This window comes from Gemmatirosa kalamazoonensis, assembly GCF_000522985.1.
Classification (GTDB): Bacteria; Gemmatimonadota; Gemmatimonadetes; order Gemmatimonadales; family Gemmatimonadaceae; genus Gemmatirosa; species Gemmatirosa kalamazoonensis.
The window spans coordinates 2,953,517-2,972,314 of the sequence record NZ_CP007128.1; the positions used below are offsets into that span (position 1 = coordinate 2,953,517).

Annotated in this window: 12 protein-coding genes; 7 read left to right on the forward strand and 5 right to left on the reverse strand. The window is 72.8% G+C overall.

The features are described from left to right. Positions 1 to 328: 328 nt before the first annotated feature. Both J421_RS12660 and J421_RS12665 read right to left on the reverse strand, forming a co-directional pair. A complete protein-coding gene (locus J421_RS12660; RefSeq protein WP_025411547.1) occupies positions 329 to 2,977 on the reverse strand; it encodes an ABC transporter permease in 2,649 nt (882 codons plus the stop codon). Positions 2,978 to 2,987: 10 nt separating this feature from the next. Further along, positions 2,988 to 3,326, reverse strand: a complete 339-nt coding sequence (locus J421_RS12665; RefSeq protein ID WP_025411548.1) for a PadR family transcriptional regulator — start codon at positions 3,324 to 3,326, stop codon at positions 2,988 to 2,990. A 194-nt stretch (positions 3,327 to 3,520) separates the two neighbouring features. Between J421_RS12665 and J421_RS12670 the strand changes: the two genes are divergently transcribed. Beyond that, positions 3,521 to 4,561 carry an NAD(P)/FAD-dependent oxidoreductase gene (locus J421_RS12670; RefSeq protein ID WP_025411549.1) on the forward strand — a complete coding sequence of 347 codons (1,041 nt, stop codon included), beginning with the start codon at positions 3,521 to 3,523 and terminating at the stop codon, positions 4,559 to 4,561. A gap of 11 nt (positions 4,562 to 4,572) precedes the next feature. Further along, entirely contained in the window at positions 4,573 to 5,376 is an 804-nt protein-coding gene (locus tag J421_RS12675) for a hypothetical protein (RefSeq protein ID WP_148306295.1), read from the forward strand. A 22-nt stretch (positions 5,377 to 5,398) separates the two neighbouring features. Here J421_RS12675 and J421_RS12680 read toward each other — a convergent pair whose 3' ends face one another. The 3 genes from J421_RS12680 to J421_RS12690 all read right to left on the reverse strand — a co-directional run bounded on the left by J421_RS12680 (position 5,399) and on the right by J421_RS12690 (position 9,211). Then, positions 5,399 to 6,595 (reverse strand): peptidoglycan-binding domain-containing protein, encoded by a 1,197-nt coding sequence (locus tag J421_RS12680; protein WP_025411551.1) that lies wholly within the window; start codon positions 6,593 to 6,595, stop codon positions 5,399 to 5,401. A gap of 99 nt (positions 6,596 to 6,694) precedes the next feature. After that, on the reverse strand, positions 6,695 to 7,615 hold the full coding sequence (locus J421_RS12685; protein ID WP_025411552.1) for an ABC transporter permease: 921 nt from the start codon (positions 7,613 to 7,615) through the stop codon (positions 6,695 to 6,697). Positions 7,616 to 7,618: 3 nt separating this feature from the next. After that, on the reverse strand, positions 7,619 to 9,211 hold the full coding sequence (locus J421_RS12690; protein ID WP_148306296.1) for an ABC transporter substrate-binding protein: 1,593 nt from the start codon (positions 9,209 to 9,211) through the stop codon (positions 7,619 to 7,621). A gap of 190 nt (positions 9,212 to 9,401) precedes the next feature. Between J421_RS12690 and J421_RS12695 the strand changes: the two genes are divergently transcribed. The 5 genes from J421_RS12695 to J421_RS12710 all read left to right on the forward strand — a co-directional run bounded on the left by J421_RS12695 (position 9,402) and on the right by J421_RS12710 (position 18,795). Beyond that, on the forward strand, positions 9,402 to 10,322 hold the full coding sequence (locus J421_RS12695; RefSeq protein ID WP_025411554.1) for a GGDEF domain-containing response regulator: 921 nt from the start codon (positions 9,402 to 9,404) through the stop codon (positions 10,320 to 10,322). 87 nt (positions 10,323 to 10,409) lie between these two features. After that, positions 10,410 to 10,658: a hypothetical protein gene (locus J421_RS32765; protein WP_025411555.1), complete on the forward strand. Its 249-nt coding sequence runs from the start codon at positions 10,410 to 10,412 to the stop codon at positions 10,656 to 10,658. Continuing rightward, a complete protein-coding gene (locus J421_RS12700; RefSeq protein WP_025411556.1) occupies positions 10,655 to 12,901 on the forward strand; it encodes a BamA/OMP85 family outer membrane protein in 2,247 nt (748 codons plus the stop codon). Before J421_RS32765 ends, J421_RS12700 begins: the two co-directional genes overlap by 4 nt. 73 nt (positions 12,902 to 12,974) lie before the next feature. Continuing rightward, complete coding sequence (locus tag J421_RS12705; protein WP_025411557.1) at positions 12,975 to 17,723, forward strand: translocation/assembly module TamB domain-containing protein; 4,749 nt, start codon at positions 12,975 to 12,977, stop codon at positions 17,721 to 17,723. Between the two features lie 154 nt (positions 17,724 to 17,877). Beyond that, entirely contained in the window at positions 17,878 to 18,795 is a 918-nt protein-coding gene (locus J421_RS12710; RefSeq protein ID WP_158508779.1) for a diacylglycerol/lipid kinase family protein, read from the forward strand. Positions 18,796 to 18,798 lie beyond the last annotated feature (3 nt).

Below are 18,798 nucleotides of genomic sequence, written 5' to 3' on the forward strand. Positions count from 1 at the left end.
TCAGCGGATTCGCGAATCCGTCGATCCGCGTTCCGAACACGAGGAGTCTTCCTGGGCTCGGCGGCGTGGGACGGCGCCGCGATGGTCGGATCCGGTCCGCGTCGGAGTGGTACGGCAGCGGCTTCCGCGCATAGCACCTTGGGCGAAGGGGGGGGAGCCCCCCTGGCACCTAGGTACGCGCCGTTCAATCCCGCCCTCGACCATCCCGCAGTGGATCGTCCCGCAGTGGATCGTCCCGCAGTGGATCGTCCCGCGGTGGATCGTCCCGCAGTGGATCGTCCCGCAGTGGATCGTCCCGCAGTGGATCGTCGCGCCGTTAGGCGTGCCCTCAGTCCGCCCGAATCGCCTCGAGCGGATCCACGCGCGTGGCCCGCGCGGCGGGGATCCACGCGGCGGCGAGCGCCACGGCGCCTAACAGAACGGCCACGGCCGTGAACACGGCGGGGTCGGTGGCGCTCACGCCGTAGAGCATGCCGCGCAGCACGCGGCTCAGCGCGAGCGCGCCCGCGACGCCGATCAGGATGCCGGGGACCACGGCCGCCATCGCGTCGCGCAGCACCATGCCGCGCACCGCGCCACGTGCCGCGCCGAGCGCCATGCGCACGCCGATCTCGCGGTGCCGCTGCGCGACCAGGTACGCGAGCACGCCGTGGATGCCGACGGCAGCGAGCAGCAGCGCGAGCGCGGCGAACGTGGTGAGCACCGTCGTCGTGAAGCGGCGCGACTCCACCGTGCCGCCGACGACACCGGCGAGCGTACCGAGGCGCACGGGCACGTTCGGATCGAGCGCGCGCACGCGCTCGCGCACGGTGGTCCCGAGCGCCGGCGTGAGCGACGACGTGCGGACGACGACGGTCGACTCCCAGCCGAGCCGCTCGGGGCGCTGGCCGTAGTACACGTACGCCGTGGGCACCGGCGGCTCGTCGAGCGACTCGCTGCGCACGTCGCCCACCACGCCGACGATGGTGAGCCAGAGATTCGGGTGGCGGTCCATGCCGGGGAAGCGGATGCGGTGGCCGAGCGGCGACGCGCCGGGCCAGTACTTCCGAGCCATCGCCTGGTTCACGAGGGCGACGTGCTCGGCGCCCGGTCGGTCGCCCGGCTGGAACCCGCGCCCGCGGACGAGCGGGATGCCCAACGTGCGGAAGTAGGTGCTGTCGGTCACGCGATAGTCGGTGCTGCCCGCGAACTCGGTGGCGCCGTCGATGGCGAACGCGGAGTTGCCGCCGCCGTCGCCCATCGGGATCGCGTTGATCACGCCGACCGACGTCACGCCCGGCACGGCGCGCAGCGTCGGGAGCAGTCGGTCGAAGAACGACGCGACGCGCGCCGTGTCGGCGTAGAGCGCGCTCGGGAGCGCGATGTCGGCGGTGAGCACGCCCTCGGTGTGGAAGCCGGGGTCCTCGGAGAGCAGCGCGCGGAGGCTCTTCGCGAGCAATCCGGCGCCCACGAGCAGCGCGACGGCCATCGCGACCTCGGCGCCGATGAGCAGCCCGCGCGCGCGGAGCCGCGCGCCCTGGATGCCCGCGCGCCCGCCCGCGCCGATCGCGCCGCGCAGATCGCCGGTGATGCGCAGCGCCGGGGCGAGGCTCACGAGGATGCCGGTGACGACCGACGCCGCGGCGGCGAACGCGAGCACGCGTCCATCGACCGCGACGATGGCGAAGCGTGGGAGCGCCGCGCCGGCGAGGGCGACGAGCGCGCGCGTGAGCCCCCACGCGAGCGCGCAGCCGAGCGCGCCGCCCGCCGCGGCGAGGAGGATGTTCTCGGTGAGCACCTGTCGCACGATGCGCCCCGGGCGCGCGCCCATCGCCGTGCGCACCGCGTACTCGCGCTGGCGCGTCTCGCCGCGGGCGAGGTTCGCGCTGGCGAGGTTCACGCACGCGACGAGCAGCACGAGGCCCACCGCGCCGAGCAGGATGAGCAGCGTGCGACGCACGTCGTGCGCGAGATCCTCGTGCAGCCCGACGACGCGCGCGCGCTCGGCGTCCATCTCCTTCCCGAGCTGCGCCTTCAGCCGGCCGAGTATCGCGCTGACCTCGCGCTGCGCGTCGCCGGCCGAGGCGCCCGGCGCGAGCCGCGCGACCATCGCCCAGTTGTGCGCGGTGCGCGACGGCGTGTCGTCGGCCGTCGTGTACCACACGTCGGTGCGCGCGGGGAAGTTGAACGACGGCGGCATCACGCCGACGACGGGGATGAGCTCTCCCTCGATGCGCAGCGCGCGGCGCGAGAACGCGACGTCGCCGCCTAACGACTCGCGCCAGAAGCGGTCGCTCACGATGGCCACCTGCGGGCCATGGAGCACGCCCTCGCCGGCGCCGACGAGGCGGCCGCGCGCGGCGGGTACGCGGAACACGTCGAAGAACTCGCGCGACACGGCGGCGACGCGCACGCGCAGCGGCTCGTCGGCACCGAGCACCGTCGACTCGAAGCCGGCGACGTAGGCCGCCTGCTGGAGCGTGCGCGCCTCGCGCTGCACGTCGAGCGCGTTCGCGCCGGCGAACGCGACGTGGTCGCTGCCGCGCGTGTGCTCGTAGAGCCGCACGAGCCGATCGGGCGCGGGATACGGCAGCGGCCGCAGGAGCACGCCGTCGACCGCGGAGTAGACGGCGGTCGTGACGCCGATGCCGAGCGCGATGGTGAGGACGGCGACGACGCTGAACGCGGGCGCGCGGAGGAGCGCGCGCGCGGACTGGCGCACGTCGCGCACGAGCGACTCGAGCGCCGCGGTGCGCGGCGGCGCGTCGTCATTCGTTGCGCTCCCCGGCGCGCGGCCGCGCCACTCGCCGTGCGCGCCGAGCTCGCGAAGCGCCTTCGCGCGCGCGGCCTCGGGCGAGAGCCCGGAGCGGACGTTGTGATCGATCTCCATCTCGAGATGAAATTTCAGCTCGTCGTTCAGCTCCTCGGCGTGCGCCTGCGGAGTGACGACGCGATGCAGGCGACGGCGCAGCCGGTACGACCAGGACGCGAGGGACATGGCGCGGGCCTCAGGCGGGAGCGAACTGCATGACGGCGTGGACGGCGCGCACGAAGTCGAGCCAGCCCTCGCTCTCGCGGGCGAGCTGGCGTCGCCCGGCGGCGGTGAGGGCGTAGAAGCGCGCGCGTCGGTTGTTCTCGGAGACCCCCCACTCGGCGGCGACCCAGCCGCGCTCCTCGAGGCGGTGCAGGGCGGGGTAGAGCGCGCCCTGGTTCACGCGCAGCACGTCGCCCGAGGTCTGTCGGATGTGGAACGAGATCCCCCACCCGTGCAGGCGGCCGAGGGACAGCGTCTTCAGGATCAGCATGTCGAGGGTGCCGGGGAGCCGGTCGAGCGGGGGAGCGGGCATGGCGCGGGAGCTCGGGTCGGGGTTCCTGTCAGTCGCTGACAGGAGTGAGACGGTACGCACGCGCGAAAGGTTTCTCTACGCTCCGCGCTCCGCGCTCCACGCTCCACGCTCGCTCGGTGCCGCGAACTGGCCGAGCGTGGAGCGTGGAGCGTGGAGCGTGGAGCGTGGAGCGTGGAGGGGTTTAGGTTGTTCGGATGACGACGCATCCCATCACCGACATCACCATCATCGGCGGCGGCCCGACGGGCCTCTTCGGCGCGTTCTACGCCGGCATGCGCGGCGCGACGGCGCAGATCGTCGACGCCCTGCCGCAGCTCGGCGGACAGCTCACCGCGCTCTATCCCGAGAAGTACATCTTCGACGTCGCCGGCTTTCCGCAGGTGCTCGCGAAGGACCTCGTGAAGGCGCTCGCCGAGCAGACCGCGCGCTGGAACTTCCCCACGCACCTGAACCAGCGCGTCACCGGGCTCGAGGACGGCACCGGCGCCGACGGCAAGCGCGAGTTCGTGCTCGTCACCGAGACCGACCGCTTCCCCACGCGCTCGATCGTGGTCGCCGCCGGCATCGGCGCGTTCTCGCCGCGCCGGCTTCCGCAGTCGTGCGCCGAAGGGTGGTACGGCCGCGGGATCTACGACGTCGTCACGGACCCGGATGAGTACCGCGGGCGGCGCGTCGTCATCATCGGCGGCGGCGACTCGGCGTTCGACTGGGGCACGCAGCTCGTCGAGCGCGCGCGCCACGTCACGCTGGTGCACCGCTCCGACCGATTCCGCGCCCACGGCGCGACCGTTGCCGAGTTCCAGGCCGCGGTGAGCGCGGGGCGCGCGACGCTGCACACGTTCCACGAGCTCGCGGACATCCGCCCCGCGGACGACGGCGAGCGGTTCAGCCACATCGTGCTGAAGGACATCAAGGCCAAGAGCACGCGCGAGGTGGAGGCGGACGTCGTGCTCCCGATGCTCGGCTTCGTGAGCGATCTCGGCCCGCTCGGCGACTGGGGGCTCACGCTCGACAAGGACGAGATCGTGGTGAACTCGCAGATGGAGACCGGGCGCGAGGGGCTGTGGGCGGCGGGCGACATCACGACGTACCCGGGGAAGCTCAAGCTCATCGCCGCGGGGTTCTCCGAGGCGGCGATCGCGGTGAACCAGGCGGTGCACTGGATCTACCCGGAGAAGAAGGTCGCGCCGGGGCACTCCTCGAACCTCGCGATCTTCGGGCAGAAGGACGACTAGCGGAGCGGACGATGCGGCGAGCGACGATGTGGGCGGTGGCAGCAGCAGCGGTGTTAGGCACGGAGCGGGTCGGCGCGCAGGACGCGGCCGACGATGCGGGGCGGCTGTTCCCGCTGCTCGACATCGGCGTCGCGCGCGCATTCGGCGCGACGCTCGCCGACCGCAGCGTCACCGGCACGAGCGGGGGCCAGGCGTACCACGAGTCGATGCGGCTGCGCCTCGACGGCCAGTGGGGGATCATCGCCGAGGGACGCGTGCCGTTAGGCCGCGCGAAGGTGTGGGGGATCGAGGCGTACGGGGCGCGGTTCCGTGGGCGCGGCCGGCTCGATGCGGCGCGGCAGGTGGCGAGTCCCGTCACGACCGCGGTGCTCGACACGCTGAACGCCCCGCTGCGCGGCGTGACGAGCTGGCGCGGCACCCTCGGCGTGGTGCGCGCGGTGCCGCTGCCCGCGCGGCTCACCGGCGCGCTGCTCGTCGGCGGGACCTACGGCACCGTACGCAGCGGCGGCCAGGCGTGTCAGAGCGTCGTCGTCGCGCCGGCGCTGGTGTTCCCGCCGCCGGGGCAGCCGTGCGCGCCCGCGCTCGACCTCACGACGCCGGGGGCGACGTTAGGCGCCGACGTGTTCACGCCGGAGTGGCGCGGGCTGCGGCTGCGCGCGGCGCTGAAGGGCGACGTGCTGCGGGTCGACGAGGCGGAGGTGCGCCGATCGATGCACTGGGGCGCGTTCGCCGCGTCGCCGTTGGGCGAGGGGGCGGCGCGGTGGCACGTGCTCCCGTCGTTCACCGTCGGCGTGGAGTTCCGGATCCCGCTGTGAGCGGGGCGTCTCAGGTCGCGCGTCAGTTCGCGCGCGCCGGGCGCTCGGGGAGCTTGCGGACGGTGAGCCGCTTCTGCTTGTACGGCTCGAGCCAGTCGTCGACCGGCGTGCAGTTGTACCCCGACGGCTCGCTCGCCTTGAACTCGTACACGTTGCCGCCGGACACGAGCACGATGTGTCCACCCGACCACATCAGATAGTCGTCGGGCGCGGTGCCGGCGAAGAACTCCTTCACGTACTTCGGCTCCGCCTGCTCGAGCTGCACCGTGGTCGTGACGTCCTTCCCCTTCTTGTCCTTCTCGGTGTGCTGGACGCTCACCGTCGTCGCGTTGAGGGACGCCGCGAGGTCCGCCGACTCCGCCATGTGGAAGTTCGACGCGCCGCACGTGGTGCCGACGTAGGTGATGCAGTCGAAGCCGCGGTTCTCGTTCCGCGTCTCGAACTGGCCGGCCCACACGAACAGGTTCTTCGAGAAGCCGGGCACCTGCACGAACATGCGGCCGTGGAAGTCCGCCGCCGCCGGGTCGCCCTGGTAGGTGAGCTTCGGCCCGTTGTTCTCCTCGTCGAGCGGCAGCATGCGGCCGTTGTGCGGCAGCAGCGGTGTGGTGAGGAGCTGCGGATCCGACGTCGTGACGACGTCCGGCCCGTAGCGGAGCTGGATGCGGATCTGCACCGGGACGCCCCCCCAAACCCCCAGCCGATCGAAGATGCCGAGCAGCTCGGCGAGATTCGCGAGGTTCATCACGTCGTACGCCGGACGGCCGCCGACGTCGATCGCGTTCGCGTCGGTCATCACGGTGAGCACCGGCGAGTAGCCGCTCGCCGCCGGCGGAAGCGGTCCGCCGTCGCACGTCCCGTACGCGATGCGGTAGCCGCCGCCGTCGCTCACGAGCTTCCCCTTGTCGTACGCCTCGAGCACGCGGGCGAGCGTGATCGGCTTCAGCGTGAGCGGGTTCGCGAGGCGATCGATGCGCTTCAGCGTCTGCCCGTGCGGGTCGACGGTGCCGTCGGGGGTGCCGCCCCACGCGCTCTGGAAGCGGGTGATCGCCTCCTTCACCGCGTCGTCGTAGACGCCGTCCTTGAAGGCGGGCGCCCGGGAGCCGAAGACCTTGCGGAACAGCGTCTGGAGCTTGCGGACGTCATCCGCCTTGTTGGGCGCCGGCTTGCCGAGATACTTCTCGCCGACGGCGCCGGTGAGCAGGGTGCGCGCGTACGCCAAGACGGTGGCCTCGCTCTCGTTCGGTTCACGGGTGTCGCCGCCGCGGCGGCGTGCTCTCCGCGAAGTTAGGAACGGTGCGCGAACGGCGCGAGAGTGGGCTCAGTCATACCGCACGCGTGGGTCGGCCTTCGCGTACGCGACGTCGGTGAGCAGGTTGACGAGCACGAACACGGCGCTCAGGAACAGCACCGACCCCTGGATGGCGGGCAGATCGCGGCGGCTGATGGCGTTCACCACGTAGCGTCCGAGCCCCGGCCACGAGAAGATGGTCTCCGTCAGGATGCTGCCCGTGAGGTAGTACCCGAAGTCGAGGCCGAGCACCGTGATGACGGGGATCAGCGCGTTGCGCAGGCCGTGGCGCATGACGACGGTGCGCTCCGCCAGGCCCTTCGCGCGCGCGGTGCGCACGAAGTCGCCGCCGAGCACTTCGAGCATCGCGGAGCGCGTGACGCGGGCGAGGAACGCGACCGACCGCATGCCCAACGCGAGCGCGGGGAGCACGAGGTACTTCACGCCGCCGTAGCCGCTCGGCGGCAGCCAGCGCAGCGTGACGGCGAACAGCAGCACGAACAGCAGCCCGACCCAGTAGACGGGGAACGAGATCCCGAGGTACGCGCCGCCGAGCGCGAGCCGATCGACCCAGCCGCCGGGGCGGCGCGCGCTCAGCACGCCCAACGCGATGCCACTGATCGCGGCGAGCGTCATCGCGGCGCCGGCGAGGAGCAGCGTCTTCGGGAACCGCTCCAGGACGTCGGCGGCGATGGGGCGGTTCGTGATGAACGACCGACCGAGGTCCCCGCGCACGACGCCGCCGGCGTAGTGCGCGAACTGCTTCGGCAGCGGCTCGTCGAGATGCAGCTCGTGGCGCAGGCGCGCGATGGTCGCCGCGTCGGCGCGCTCGCCGACCATCTCCTGCACCGGGTCGCCGGGTGCGACGTAGAGCAGGAGGAAGACGACGATCAGGACGCCGATCAACGTCGGGATGGCGAGCAGCAGGCGCCGGAGCAGGACGCCGAGCATCGGTCAGCGCGTACCCGCCGTCTCGATCCGCACGGCGTTGAGGGGCTGTCCGTTGAAGATCTGCGGCACCTGGAAGCCGCGGATCCACGGCTGGATGGCGTACAGCTCGTTGTAGAAGAACAGGTACGCCATCGGCGCGTCGGCGAACGCGACGGAGTCGGCCTGGCGCGCGAGCCGCATGCGGAACGTCTCGTCCTGCGTGTGGCGCGCCGTCGTGACGAGCGAGTCGAACGTCGCGTTTCCATAGAACGAGACGTTGCCGCCGACGCCCTTGCTGGCCGAGTGCAGCAGCGGATAGAGGAAGGCGTCCGGGTCCGGGTAGTCGGCCCACCAGTCCTTCATGTACAGGTCGACCTGTCCGTTGCGCGCCGCCTCGCGCACGCTCGACGCGTCGCGCTGCACGATCTTCGCGCGGATGCCGACCTTCGCGAGATAGCCCTGGATCGTCTGCGCGAGCCGCGCGAACGTGGCGTCCTGCGACGACCACAGCTCGACGTCGATCCCGTTCGCGTGGCCGGCGGCGGCGAGCAGCTGCTTCGCCTTCACCGTGTCGTACGGGTACGGGTCGCGCTGCGGGCCGCCGGAGTCGAGCGCCGGCGGGATGACGCCCGCGGCGAGGCGGCCGCGCCCCGCGATGAGGCGGTCGAGGATCGTCTTGCGGTCGATCGCGAGGTTGATCGCCTGCCTAACGCGCGCGTCGGCGAGCGGGCCGCGCGTGGTGTTGATGGCGAGATAGTACAGGCGCAGCGCCGGCGCGCTCTGGAGCCGCGCGGCCTTGTCGTCGGTCTGCTCCCAGTTGCGCGTCTCCCCCTCGGCCACGGCGAGGATGTCGACGTTGCCGCTCTCGAACTCGGCCTGCGCCGTGCTCGGCTCGGGGATGATGCGCGCGATGAGCGTGTCGATGCCCGGCGCGCCGCCGAAGTAGCTCGCATTCTTCGCGAACTTCAGGTAGTCGTCGTGCTTCCACTCCACGAACTTCCACGGCCCCGTGCCGATCGGGTGCTGGCCGAAGTCGGCGCCCGCGTTCTCCGGCACGATCGACGCGACGGGCATGGCGAGGAACTTCGGGAAGATCGACAGCGGCTCGTGCAGCGTCACCTTCACCGTGCTGTCGTCGACCGCGGCGACGCCCTCGAGCGCCTTGGACTTGCCGCCGAGGAACGCGGCGGCGCCCTCGATCGGCTGCAGCGGCCAGGTCCGGCCGGCCGTCGAGCCAGGGGCGAGCACGCGGCGGAACGTCGCCACCACGGCGCGCGCCGTGAGCGGCGTGCCGTCGTGGAACTTGACCCCGGGCCGCAGGTGGAACGTGTACGTGCGCCCGTCGGGGCTGACCTCCCAGCGGGTGGCGAGCCCGGGGACGACGCGTGCGTCGGGCGTGAAGCGCGTGAGGCCGTCGAACACGTAGCTCACCGCGCGCCCCGTAGGCACGTCGGTGGAGAGCGACGGGTCGAGCGAGCGCGGGTCGTAGGTGTCGCGCGAGTCGACGATGCTGCGCCGGTTCGCGGCGTCGGCGGTCCCGCCGCGGCAGCCGGCGAGGGTCGCGAGGGACAGGCCGGTGAGGACGAGGAGCCGACGCATCGGGTCTTGGCGGATCACGGCGGAGCGGGGCGGGTACGCGGGTGACGCGGACTGCGCGGACTGCGCGGACTGAATGGTGCTGAACGTGCCGTGCGCGGCGTCACGGCGTGACGCACGACGCCTCGTCCGCAACTCCCGCACCCGGTTGACATAACCCGATCGGGCGCGAGAACTTACCCGCTCTTACATCAGGCCGTCAACGAGCGACGTGAGCTTTCTCCTCTACGCCGACGACCATGAGCACATGCGGCTCATGGTCCGCGATGTCCTGCAGGCGTCGGGTCACGAGGTCGCCCTCGCCGTCGACGGCGCGTCGGCGCTGGCATGTGTGCGCGAGCGGGAGCCCGACCTGCTCATCCTCGACGTCTCCATGCCGGGGCTCTCGGGCTACGAGGTGTGCCGTGTGGTGAAGTCCAACCCGTTCACGGCGCGCGTGCCGGTGCTCATGCTCACCGGCGAGGCCGACGTCGACGCGAAGGTCACTGGCTTCGAGGCGGGCGCCGACGACTATCTCACGAAGCCGTTCGACCCGCGCGAGCTGCGGGCGCGCGTCGGCGCGCTGCTGCGCATCGTGCAGCGCGAGGGGGAGCGCAACCCGACGAGCGGGCTCCCCGGCGGCCGCGCGATCGAGGAGGCGATCACCCGCCGCATCGACGCGGACCAGGCGTTCGCGGTCGGCTATCTCGACATCGACCACTTCAAGCCGTTCAACGACGTGTTCGGGTTCGCGGCCGCCGACGCCGTCATCCGCGCGACCGGCGAGGCGCTGCGCGACGTGGTGCGCGACGCGGGCGGGGCGGGGGACTTCGTGGGCCACATCGGCGGCGACGACTTCCTGCTCGTGACCGAGGCGGACCGCGGCGAGGCGATGGCGCGGCTGTGCGTGCGCCGCTTCCGCGCGCTCGTGCGTCGGATCGTCGGCCCCGACGTCGCCGCGCGCGGCTCGTTCACCGCGGCGGACCGCGACGGCGCCGAGCGGACGTTCCGGCTGTCGAGCCTCTCGGCGGCGGTGCTCGTCGTCGCGCCGGCGCGCTACGAGTCGGCCGTCGCGCTCGGGGAGCGCGCCGCGGAGCTGAAGCGCCGCGCGAAGCATGCGGGCGGCGACACCGTGCTCGTCGACACTCTCTAGATTCCTCACGTGCCTTCGCGTTCCGTTCCTCCGTCCGCCGACCGCGCCGCGCGTCCGGCGCTTCCGTCCGCCCCCGCCGAGTCGGCGGTGCGCGCACGTCGCGCCGTGCGCGGCGAGTTCGAGCCGGCGTACGTCACGCGCAAGCGCCTAACGCCGCGCGAGCTGATCGCCGCCGCGGGCGTGGGGCTCGGGCTGGGGCTCGCCTGCTTCTACGTGGCGAAGGTGTGGATCGAGCGCTCCGACGTGCTGCCACCGCCGCCGCCCCCGCCGGCCGACGACGACGCGCCGCGCGGCGCGATGAACCGTACGGTCACGCCGCGGCGCGCGGCGCCGTGAGGCAGCGCCGCCGCGGCGCGCTGCGGCTCGCGCATTCTGCGCTCTTCGCGCACCTCGCGCTCGGGTCGCTGGCGACGCTCGCCGGCACGCGCGCGGTCGCGGCACAGGACATCACCTGCCAGCCCGGCGACCGCGAGGTGCGCTCGCTGCGCTTCGCCGGCAACCGCGCGTTCTCCGACGTCGAGCTGTCGCGCGTCGTCGTCACCACGCCCTCGTCGGCGGCGAGCCGGCTGCGCGTCATCGGCACGCGCCACTGCCTGGACCCCGACGAGTTCCCGCGCGACGTCATCCGCCTGGAGGCGTACTATCGAAAGCGCGGCTACACGCAGGCGACGGTGGACACGACCGTGCGCACCGTGAACGGCGATGCGCGGCGCGTCGACGTCACGTTCCGCGTGGCCGAGGGCACGCCGCTGCGGCTGGACCGTCTCACGATCACCGGGATGGCCGGCGTGCGCGACTCCGCGCGCGCGCTGCGCAACGTGCCGGTGCAGCCGGGCGAGCCGTTCGACCGCGCGGCGCTCGAAGCGTTCCGCGACACGATCGTGCAGCGCCTGCACAACAGCGGCTACCTGCGCGCCGACGCGCTGTTCTCGTGGAGCACGATCGACTCCATCACGGCGCGCATCGACGTGCAGCCCGGCCCGTTCACGCGCATCGGCGCGGTGGTCGTGCGCTTCGACACGGCGGCCGGCGGTCGGCCGCACATCCCGGAGAGCGTCGTGCGACGCACGATCGGCGTGCGCCCCGGCGATCCGTACAGCGCCTCCGACATCATCGCCGCGCAGCGGGCGCTCTATCAGACCGACGCGTACCGCCGCGTCGAGGTGCGCGTCGACACCGTGGGGCAGCCGGACACGCTCGTCACGCTCGTCGTCGGGCTGCAGGAGGGCGATCTGTACGCGGCGCGTCTCTCCGCGGGATGGGCGACGCTCGACTGCTTCCGCACGCAGGCCGACTTCACCGACCGCTACTTCGTGCCGTACGCGCAGCACCTCGACCTGCAGGCGCGGCTGTCGAAGATCGGCAAGGGCGAGCCGCTCGGCTTCGCCCCGGATCTGTGCCCGCAGGCGCGGAGCGATCCGTTCAGCGACAAGGTGAACTACTATCTCGGCGCGACGCTCGCGCAGCCGACGTTCTTCCGCCTCAATCGCGTGCCGACGCTCACGCTGTTCTCGTCGCGCACGTCGGAGTACAAGGCGTACCGGCGCGAGACGACGGTCGGCGCGCTGTTCTCGCTCGCGAGCCGCACGGGCACGCGCCTGCCGAGCACTCTCACGTACCAGTTCGAGGTCGGACGCACGGAGGCGGATCCGGCGCTGTTCTGCCAGGTGTTCTCGGCCTGCAACGCGGCGGCGCGCGACGCGCTGTCGGGGAACCGGCCGCTCGGCGCGTTGGGCTACACCATCCTGCGCGACCGCACCGACGACGCGCTCGCGCCGACGCGCGGCTCGCTGCAGCGGCTGAACGTGCGGCACTCGTCGATGTTCACCGGCTCCGACGTGACGCAGCGGTTCACGAAGCTCGTCACCGACGCGAGCTGGTACTGGAACCTCGGCGACCAGAACCAGCTCATCGCGCACGTGCAGCTCGGGAGCCTGCTGGGGCAGGAGCGCAACCGCGCGCCGCAGCAGGAGCGGCTCTACGCCGGCGGGCCGACGTCGGTGCGCGGCTTCCGGCAGAACGAGCTCGGGCCGGCGGTCTATCTGCTGGACGTGAACGCGGCCTACGACACCGTGCGCGTGCACGCCGACACGGTGTACCTGCGCGACACGCTGCCCGCGCGCCCCGAGCGCACCATCCCGACGGGGGGCAACTCGCTCGTCGTGGGGAACCTGGAGCTCCAGCTCAGGAGCCCGGTGCTGCCGGAGCTCCTGCAGCTCGCACTGTTCACCGACGCCGGGGAAGTGTGGGACCGCGGGAACTCGGCGGCCGCGTTCCGCGGGCTCCGCGTGACCCCGGGCTTGGGCGTGCGGGTGAAGTCGCTCTTCGGTGTCATCCGACTCGATCTGGGGTACAACCCGTACGCCCTGCGCGAGGGGCCGGCGTACGTCATCAAGCCGACGGAGCGAGGGCAGGGGCTGTACTGCGTGAGCCCCGGCAACACGATCCCGGTCACGAACGTCGGCGCCGAGCTGCCGACGGAGGGTCCCGGCACCTGCCCGGCGACCTTCCAGCCGATCGCCGAGCGGGGTTTCTTGAAGAGGCTCAACCCCAGCATCTGGATCGGGAACGCGTTCTAGCTGCCTGGCTGCGTGGCTGCGTGGACGTGTCGTTACGCAGCCACGCAGCCACGCAGCCACGCACCATTCATTCATGTCGCGCCGCAAGCTCGTCGCCCTCGTCAGCGCCGCCTTCCTCCTCGCCGTGTTGGTCGGTGTGGTGGCGCTCGTCGTGGGCGTGACGCAGACGGGGACGGGGCAGGACTACATCCGCCACGTCGTCACCGACCAGATCGCGCCGCGGCTGCAGGGGAAGCTGTACGTCGGCCGCATCAGCGGCAGCTTCTTCGACGGCGTGACGGTGGACTCGGTGGAGCTGCGCGGGCCCGACGACTCGCTCGTCGCGGCGGTGGGGCGCATCCGCGTGTGGTACGACGTGCGCGACCTCGTGGACAAGCGCGTGCTCGTGAAGCGGCTGGAGCTCGACCGCCCGGTCGTGCACCTCACGCAGTACGAGGACATGAGCTGGAACTACAAGACCGTGCTCAAGCCGCAGCCCGCCGGCCCGAAGCGGACGCAGCGCGGATGGGGCGACTTCATCGTCGCCGACTCGGTGCGCATCCGCGGCGGCCAGTTCCTCCTCACGCTGCCGTGGCATCCGGCGGACTCGCTCAGGGGCACGCGTCGCGACTCGGCGATCGCGTACAACACGCGCCGTAGGGACGCCGAGATCCGGCGCCGCGCCGACGGCTTCGGGCGCACCTACCGGTGGACCGGCATCGACCTCGCGCTGTCGCACATGAGCCTCGCGGAGCCCGACAGCGCCGCGAAGACGTTCGCCGTGGAGCGGCTGAACGTGGACGAGAGCGATCCGCCGTTCGTGTGGCGCGACGTGCGCGGCGCGGTGCGGATCGAGCAGGACACACTGCGCGCGCGCATCGCGCACTTCGATCTCCCGGGCTCCACGGGCAGTGGCACGGCGCACGTGGTGTGGGGGAGCGGGCTGCCGACGCGCTACGACATCCGCGTCGTCGGCGACTCGGTGTCGCTGCAGGACGTCGCGTGGGTGTACCCGACGCTCCCGCGCACGGGCGGCGGCTCGATGCTGCTGCGCATCGTGAACGACCCGAAGAACCTCCGCGTACTGCAGTACGCCGTGTCGAAGATGGACGTGCGCACGACGAAGTCGCACCTCACCGGCGACGTCACGTTCGCCGTGGGCGGCCCGGTGCTCGGCGTGAAGGACGTCGTGATGACCGCGCAGCCGGTGAACTGGGACCTGCTGCGCGTCATCAACGGCAAGCCGTTCCCGTACGACTTCCAGGGGAACCTCACGGGCACGGTGCGCGCGCGCGGCGGGCCGGTGAACCGGTTCAACATCGACGACGCGCGCCTGGCGTACGACGACGCACACGTGCCCGGCGCGGTGTCGCGGTTCACGGGGCGCGGGCAGGTGGACATCCTGTTCCCCGCGTTCACCGTGTTCCGCGGCTTCGACCTGAACGTCGACCGGCTCGACCTGCGGACGCCGCGCGCGCTGAACAAGAGCTTCCCGCCGTTAGGCGGCTGGGTGGAGGGGCGCGCGCGGCTCGACTCGCTGTGGCTCGACGTGCGCGTCTCGAACGCGGACGTCACGCACCACGATGGGCCGGCACCGCCGAACCACTTCACCGGCGGCGGGCGTGTCACGATCGGCGACAAGTTCCTCACCTACGATCTCGCGCTGCAGGCCGCGCCGCTGTCGCTCACGACGCTCGCCCGTTCGTATCCCACGCTGCCCGCGCGCGGCCTGCTCACCGGGCCCATGGAGCTGAAGGGGACGGTGGACGACCTGTACGTGAAGACGACGCTCACCGGCGACGCCGGCACGCTCGCGTACGAGGGGATGGTGGACTCGTTCGAGCCGTCGTACGCGCTGCGCGGACGCGGCACGGCGACGGGGCTCGACCTGCGCACGCTGCTCGGCGCCGCGTCGGCGCCCGCGGGATCGGCCGCGAGCCGCACGCCGGCGACGTCGCTCACGTTCGGCTACGACGCCGACGTGCGCGGCAGCAGCCTCGCCGACCTCGCCGGCTCGCTCACGATGGACCTGTCGCGGTCGCGCATCGACAGCCTGCGCCTGCGCAGCGGCATCGCGCGCCTCGGGTTCGGCGACGGGCGGCTGCGCGTCGACTCGCTGGCGCTCGAGTCGGCGGCGTTCGACCTCTCGGCGCGCGGCGCGCTCGGGCTCGCGCCGGGCGCGCGCGACTCGCTCCGCTTCACCGCGTCGGCCGACTCGTTAGGCGGCCTGCGACGCTACCTCGTCTCCGGCCCGACGGCGGCGGAGGACTCGCTCGCCGGCTCGCTCTCCGTCGCCGGCACGGCGGTCGGGACGATCGACACGAGCGCGGCGTCGCTCGGGCTCGTGGTCGACGCGCGGGTGCGCGGGCGCGGGCTCGCGCGCCGCACGTTCTTCGCCTCGTCGCTCGATGGGCGCGTGCGCGTGGACGACGCGATGCGGCATCCGTTCGTCGACGCGCGCTTCGACGCCGACTCGGTGGGGCTCGGGAAGCTGCGGCTCGGGTTCGCGCAGGCGACGTACGTGACGGACACCAGCGCCTCGGCGCCGCGGGAATGCACCGTCGCGCGTTCGATCGGTGCGGCGGGTCGGTCGCCGCTGCCGAACCTTGGGCGAAGGGGGGGGGCCCTCCCCAGGGAACTACGATCCGCGACGACCGCGAACGCCGCGTCGCCGGCCGAGCCGGCCGAGCCGGCCGTCCAGTGCGGGCGGTTCGCGGTGCGCGCGCTCTCCGACTCCGGGCCCGCCGTCGCCGTCGCCGGCAGCACCGCGATCGGCGACGACACGACGCGCGTCGTCGTCGACTCGGCGCGGCTCGGCCTCACGCCGGGGCACGCCTACCGCCTGACCGCGCCGGCGCGCGTCGTCATGACGACGGCGGGGAACACGACGGCGCTCGACACGCTGACGCTGCGCGACGAGATCGGCGCGCAGCTCTCGGTGGCGGGGCTGCTGCAGGACACCGGCGCGGTGTACGGGCTGCTCGCCGTCGAGCGCGTGCCGCTCGGTGATCTGCTGCAGCTCGGCCAGCTCGCCGGCGTGCGCGCCGCGGCGGACGTCCAGGGGCGGCTGAACGGACGCCTCACGCTCGGCGGCACGCGCGTCGCGCCGGTCGTCGACGTGCGCGCGTACACCGACGCGCTGCGCGTCGCGAGCGCGCCGGTCGATTCGTTAGGCCTCTCGGCGCGCTACGCGGCGCGGCGGCTCGACGGTGACCTCACGCTGTTCCGCGCCGGCGCGCCGCTGCTCACGGCGACGGCGGCACTGCCGCTGGACCTCGCGCTCACCCCCGTCGCGAACCGGCAGCTCCCGGACACGCTGCACGGCGCGCTCCGCGCCGACTCGCTCGACCTCGCGCTGCTTGCCGCGCTCATGCCCGGTGTGCAGAACGTCGCCGGCAACGTGCGCGCGACGGCGGATCTGCGCGGCACGTGGGAGCACCCGCTGCTGTTCGGCGCGCTGCGGCTGCGCGGCGGCGCGGCGAACGTCCTGCCTGGTGGACTGAAGTTGCAGGACATGGTGGCCGACGTCGCGCTCTCCGGCGACACGCTGCGCATCGACAGCGTCTCCGTGCGCAGCACCGGTACGGCGCGGCTGAGCGGGCTCGTGACGTTCGCGCCGCTCCGCAACCCGGGGCTCGACCTCCGCTTCACGGCGCACAACTTCCTCGCCATCGACCGCCCGCGCCTCGCCACGCTGTGGCTCTCGACGCCGCAGACGGTGACGCTCACCGGCCCGTACCTCGGCGCGACGCTGCGCGGCGCGGTGCGCGCGGACCGCGGCCGCATCTACATCCCGGAGCTGATCGAGAAGCGCGTCGTCGACCTGAACGAGTACAAGGACGTCGTCGACACGTCGGCGCTCGCGACGCGGTCGCTGCTGCCCGGCGCGCCGAGCGCGTTCGTGGAGAACCTCGCGGTGGAGGACGTGAGCGTCGGCGTGGGCGACGACGTGTGGCTGCGCTCCCCGGAAGCGAACATCAAGCTCGGCGGATCGCTCGCCGTGACGCGCGCGCGCGCCGCGCTGCTCGGCGGGCGCACCCGCGAGCAGCTCGCGCTGCGCGGCAGCCTCGCGGTGGAGCGCGGCACGTACCGGCTCAGCCTCCCGCCGATCGCGGCGCCGATCTTCGACGTGCAGCCCGGGACGCTCCGCTTCTTCGGCACGCCCGATCTCAACCCGACGCTCGACATCCGCGCCATCCACACCGTCAGGCAGGTGCGGCACGGCACGAACCGCCCCGACGTGCGCGTGCAGGTCGCCATCGGCGGCACGCTGAACAGCCCCTCGCTCACGCTGTCGAGCCCCGACGATCCGTCGATCGCGACGACGGATCTCATCAGCTACCTCGTCACCGGCGAGCCCGCGGCGGTCGTCCTCGGCCAGCAGGGCGGGACGTCCGGCGCGGAGCAGGCGGTCGCGTTAGGCCTGCGCCTGGTCGGCAGCTACGCGTCGGGCGCGCTCTCGGCGGGCGGACCGTTCGACGTCGTGCAGGTCGAGACCGTGTCGTCGTCCGACCCGGGCAGCACGAGCATCCTCAGCTCCGGCCGCTCGATCCTCGAGCGCACCCGACTCGGCGTCGGCGGGCAGTTCGGCGAGAAGACGTTCTACACGTTCAGCACGGGCATCTGCGGCCTCGGCCTCGGCGGCTCGCCCACCGACTTCCGGCTCTTCCGGCGCAACCTCGGGTTCAAGGTGGAGCACCGCCTCACGCCGATGTTCAGCGTGCAGTTCGGCATCGAGCCCGGCTCGCAGACGCAGGCCTGCAACGCGAGCATCTCGTCCACGTCCATCCTCCAGACGCCCCCGCAGGGCGGGTTCGACTTCCTGCGTCAGTGGTCGTTCTGAAGACGGCGGCGGTGTGGCGGCGCGGGGTCCCGCGCGCATGTCGAGCTGCTCGTCGGTTGGACGCGGATCGCGCGGATGGCGCGGATAGGTTGCCGCCTAACGTCTCCGGTCTATCCGCGTCATCCGCGCGATCCGCGTCCAACGGCAGCCGCCCGTGAGCGGTTCCCTCATCCGACGCGCCTTGCTCGTCGTGAATCCCGCGGCTCGGAAGGCGGCGAGCCGCGAGGCCGACGCGGTGCGCGCGTTCGGCGAGCTGGGCGTCGCGATCGACGTCAGACACACGCACCGCGCCGGCGACGCGGCGGACATCGCGGCCGCCGCCGTCGGCGACGGGGCGATCGACGCGGTGTTCACGCTCGGCGGCGACGGCACGGCGATGGAGGTCGTGGGCGCGCTCGCGGGTGGGAACGTCCCCGTCGGCATCCTGCCGGGCGGCACGGGCAACCTCATCGCGCGCACGCTCGGCACGCCGCTCGGCGTCGCGAAGGCGGTGCGCGCGCTCGTCGGCGGCGACGCGGCGCGGATCGACCTCGGCGTGGTGGAAGGGAGCGGCATCCCCGCGCGCCACTTCGCGTTCGCGGCCGGCGTCGGCATCGACGCGCGCATGATCGAGGAGACGCCGGCCCGGCTCAAGCGGCGGCTCGGCGTGCTCGCGTACGCGCTCACGGCGAGCCGCGCGATCCTCGCCGGCGACCGCTTTCCCGTGCGCGTGGTGGTCGACGGCGAGGAGATCCGGCGCGACGCGGCGGCGGTCATGATCGTGAACTTCGGCGCCGTGCTCGGGGACCTGTTCCGCTTCGGGCCAGGGATCCGCCACGACGACGGGCTGCTCGACCTCTGCCTGTTCGCGCCGCGCTCGGCCACGGACGCCGTGCGCGTGCTGTGGCGCCTCGTGCGGAAGGACTTCCGCGACGACGCGTCGCTCGTCTATCGCGCCGGCCGCGAGTTCCTCGTCGAACCGGCGGAGCCGCGCGCGGCGCAGGCCGACGGCGAGCTGCTGGGCCGGACGCCGATCGCGGTGCGCGTGGTGCCGCTGGCCGCCACGCTGCTCGTTCCCGCCTCCGGGCGTTAGCTT

Excerpts from the sequence above, each read along its gene's own strand:
- J421_RS12660 (WP_025411547.1), bottom strand. The coding sequence starts at position 2,977 with ATGTCCCTCGCGTCCTGGTCGTACCGGCTGCGCCGTCGCCTGCATCGC.
- J421_RS12665 (WP_025411548.1), bottom strand. The coding sequence starts at position 3,326 with ATGCCCGCTCCCCCGCTCGACCGGCTCCCCGGCACCCTCGACATGCTG.
- J421_RS12670 (WP_025411549.1), top strand. The coding sequence starts at position 3,521 with ATGACGACGCATCCCATCACCGACATCACCATCATCGGCGGCGGCCCG.
- J421_RS12675 (WP_148306295.1), top strand. The coding sequence starts at position 4,573 with ATGCGGCGAGCGACGATGTGGGCGGTGGCAGCAGCAGCGGTGTTAGGC.
- J421_RS12685 (WP_025411552.1), bottom strand. The coding sequence starts at position 7,615 with ATGCTCGGCGTCCTGCTCCGGCGCCTGCTGCTCGCCATCCCGACGTTG.
- J421_RS12705 (WP_025411557.1), top strand. The coding sequence starts at position 12,975 with ATGTCGCGCCGCAAGCTCGTCGCCCTCGTCAGCGCCGCCTTCCTCCTC.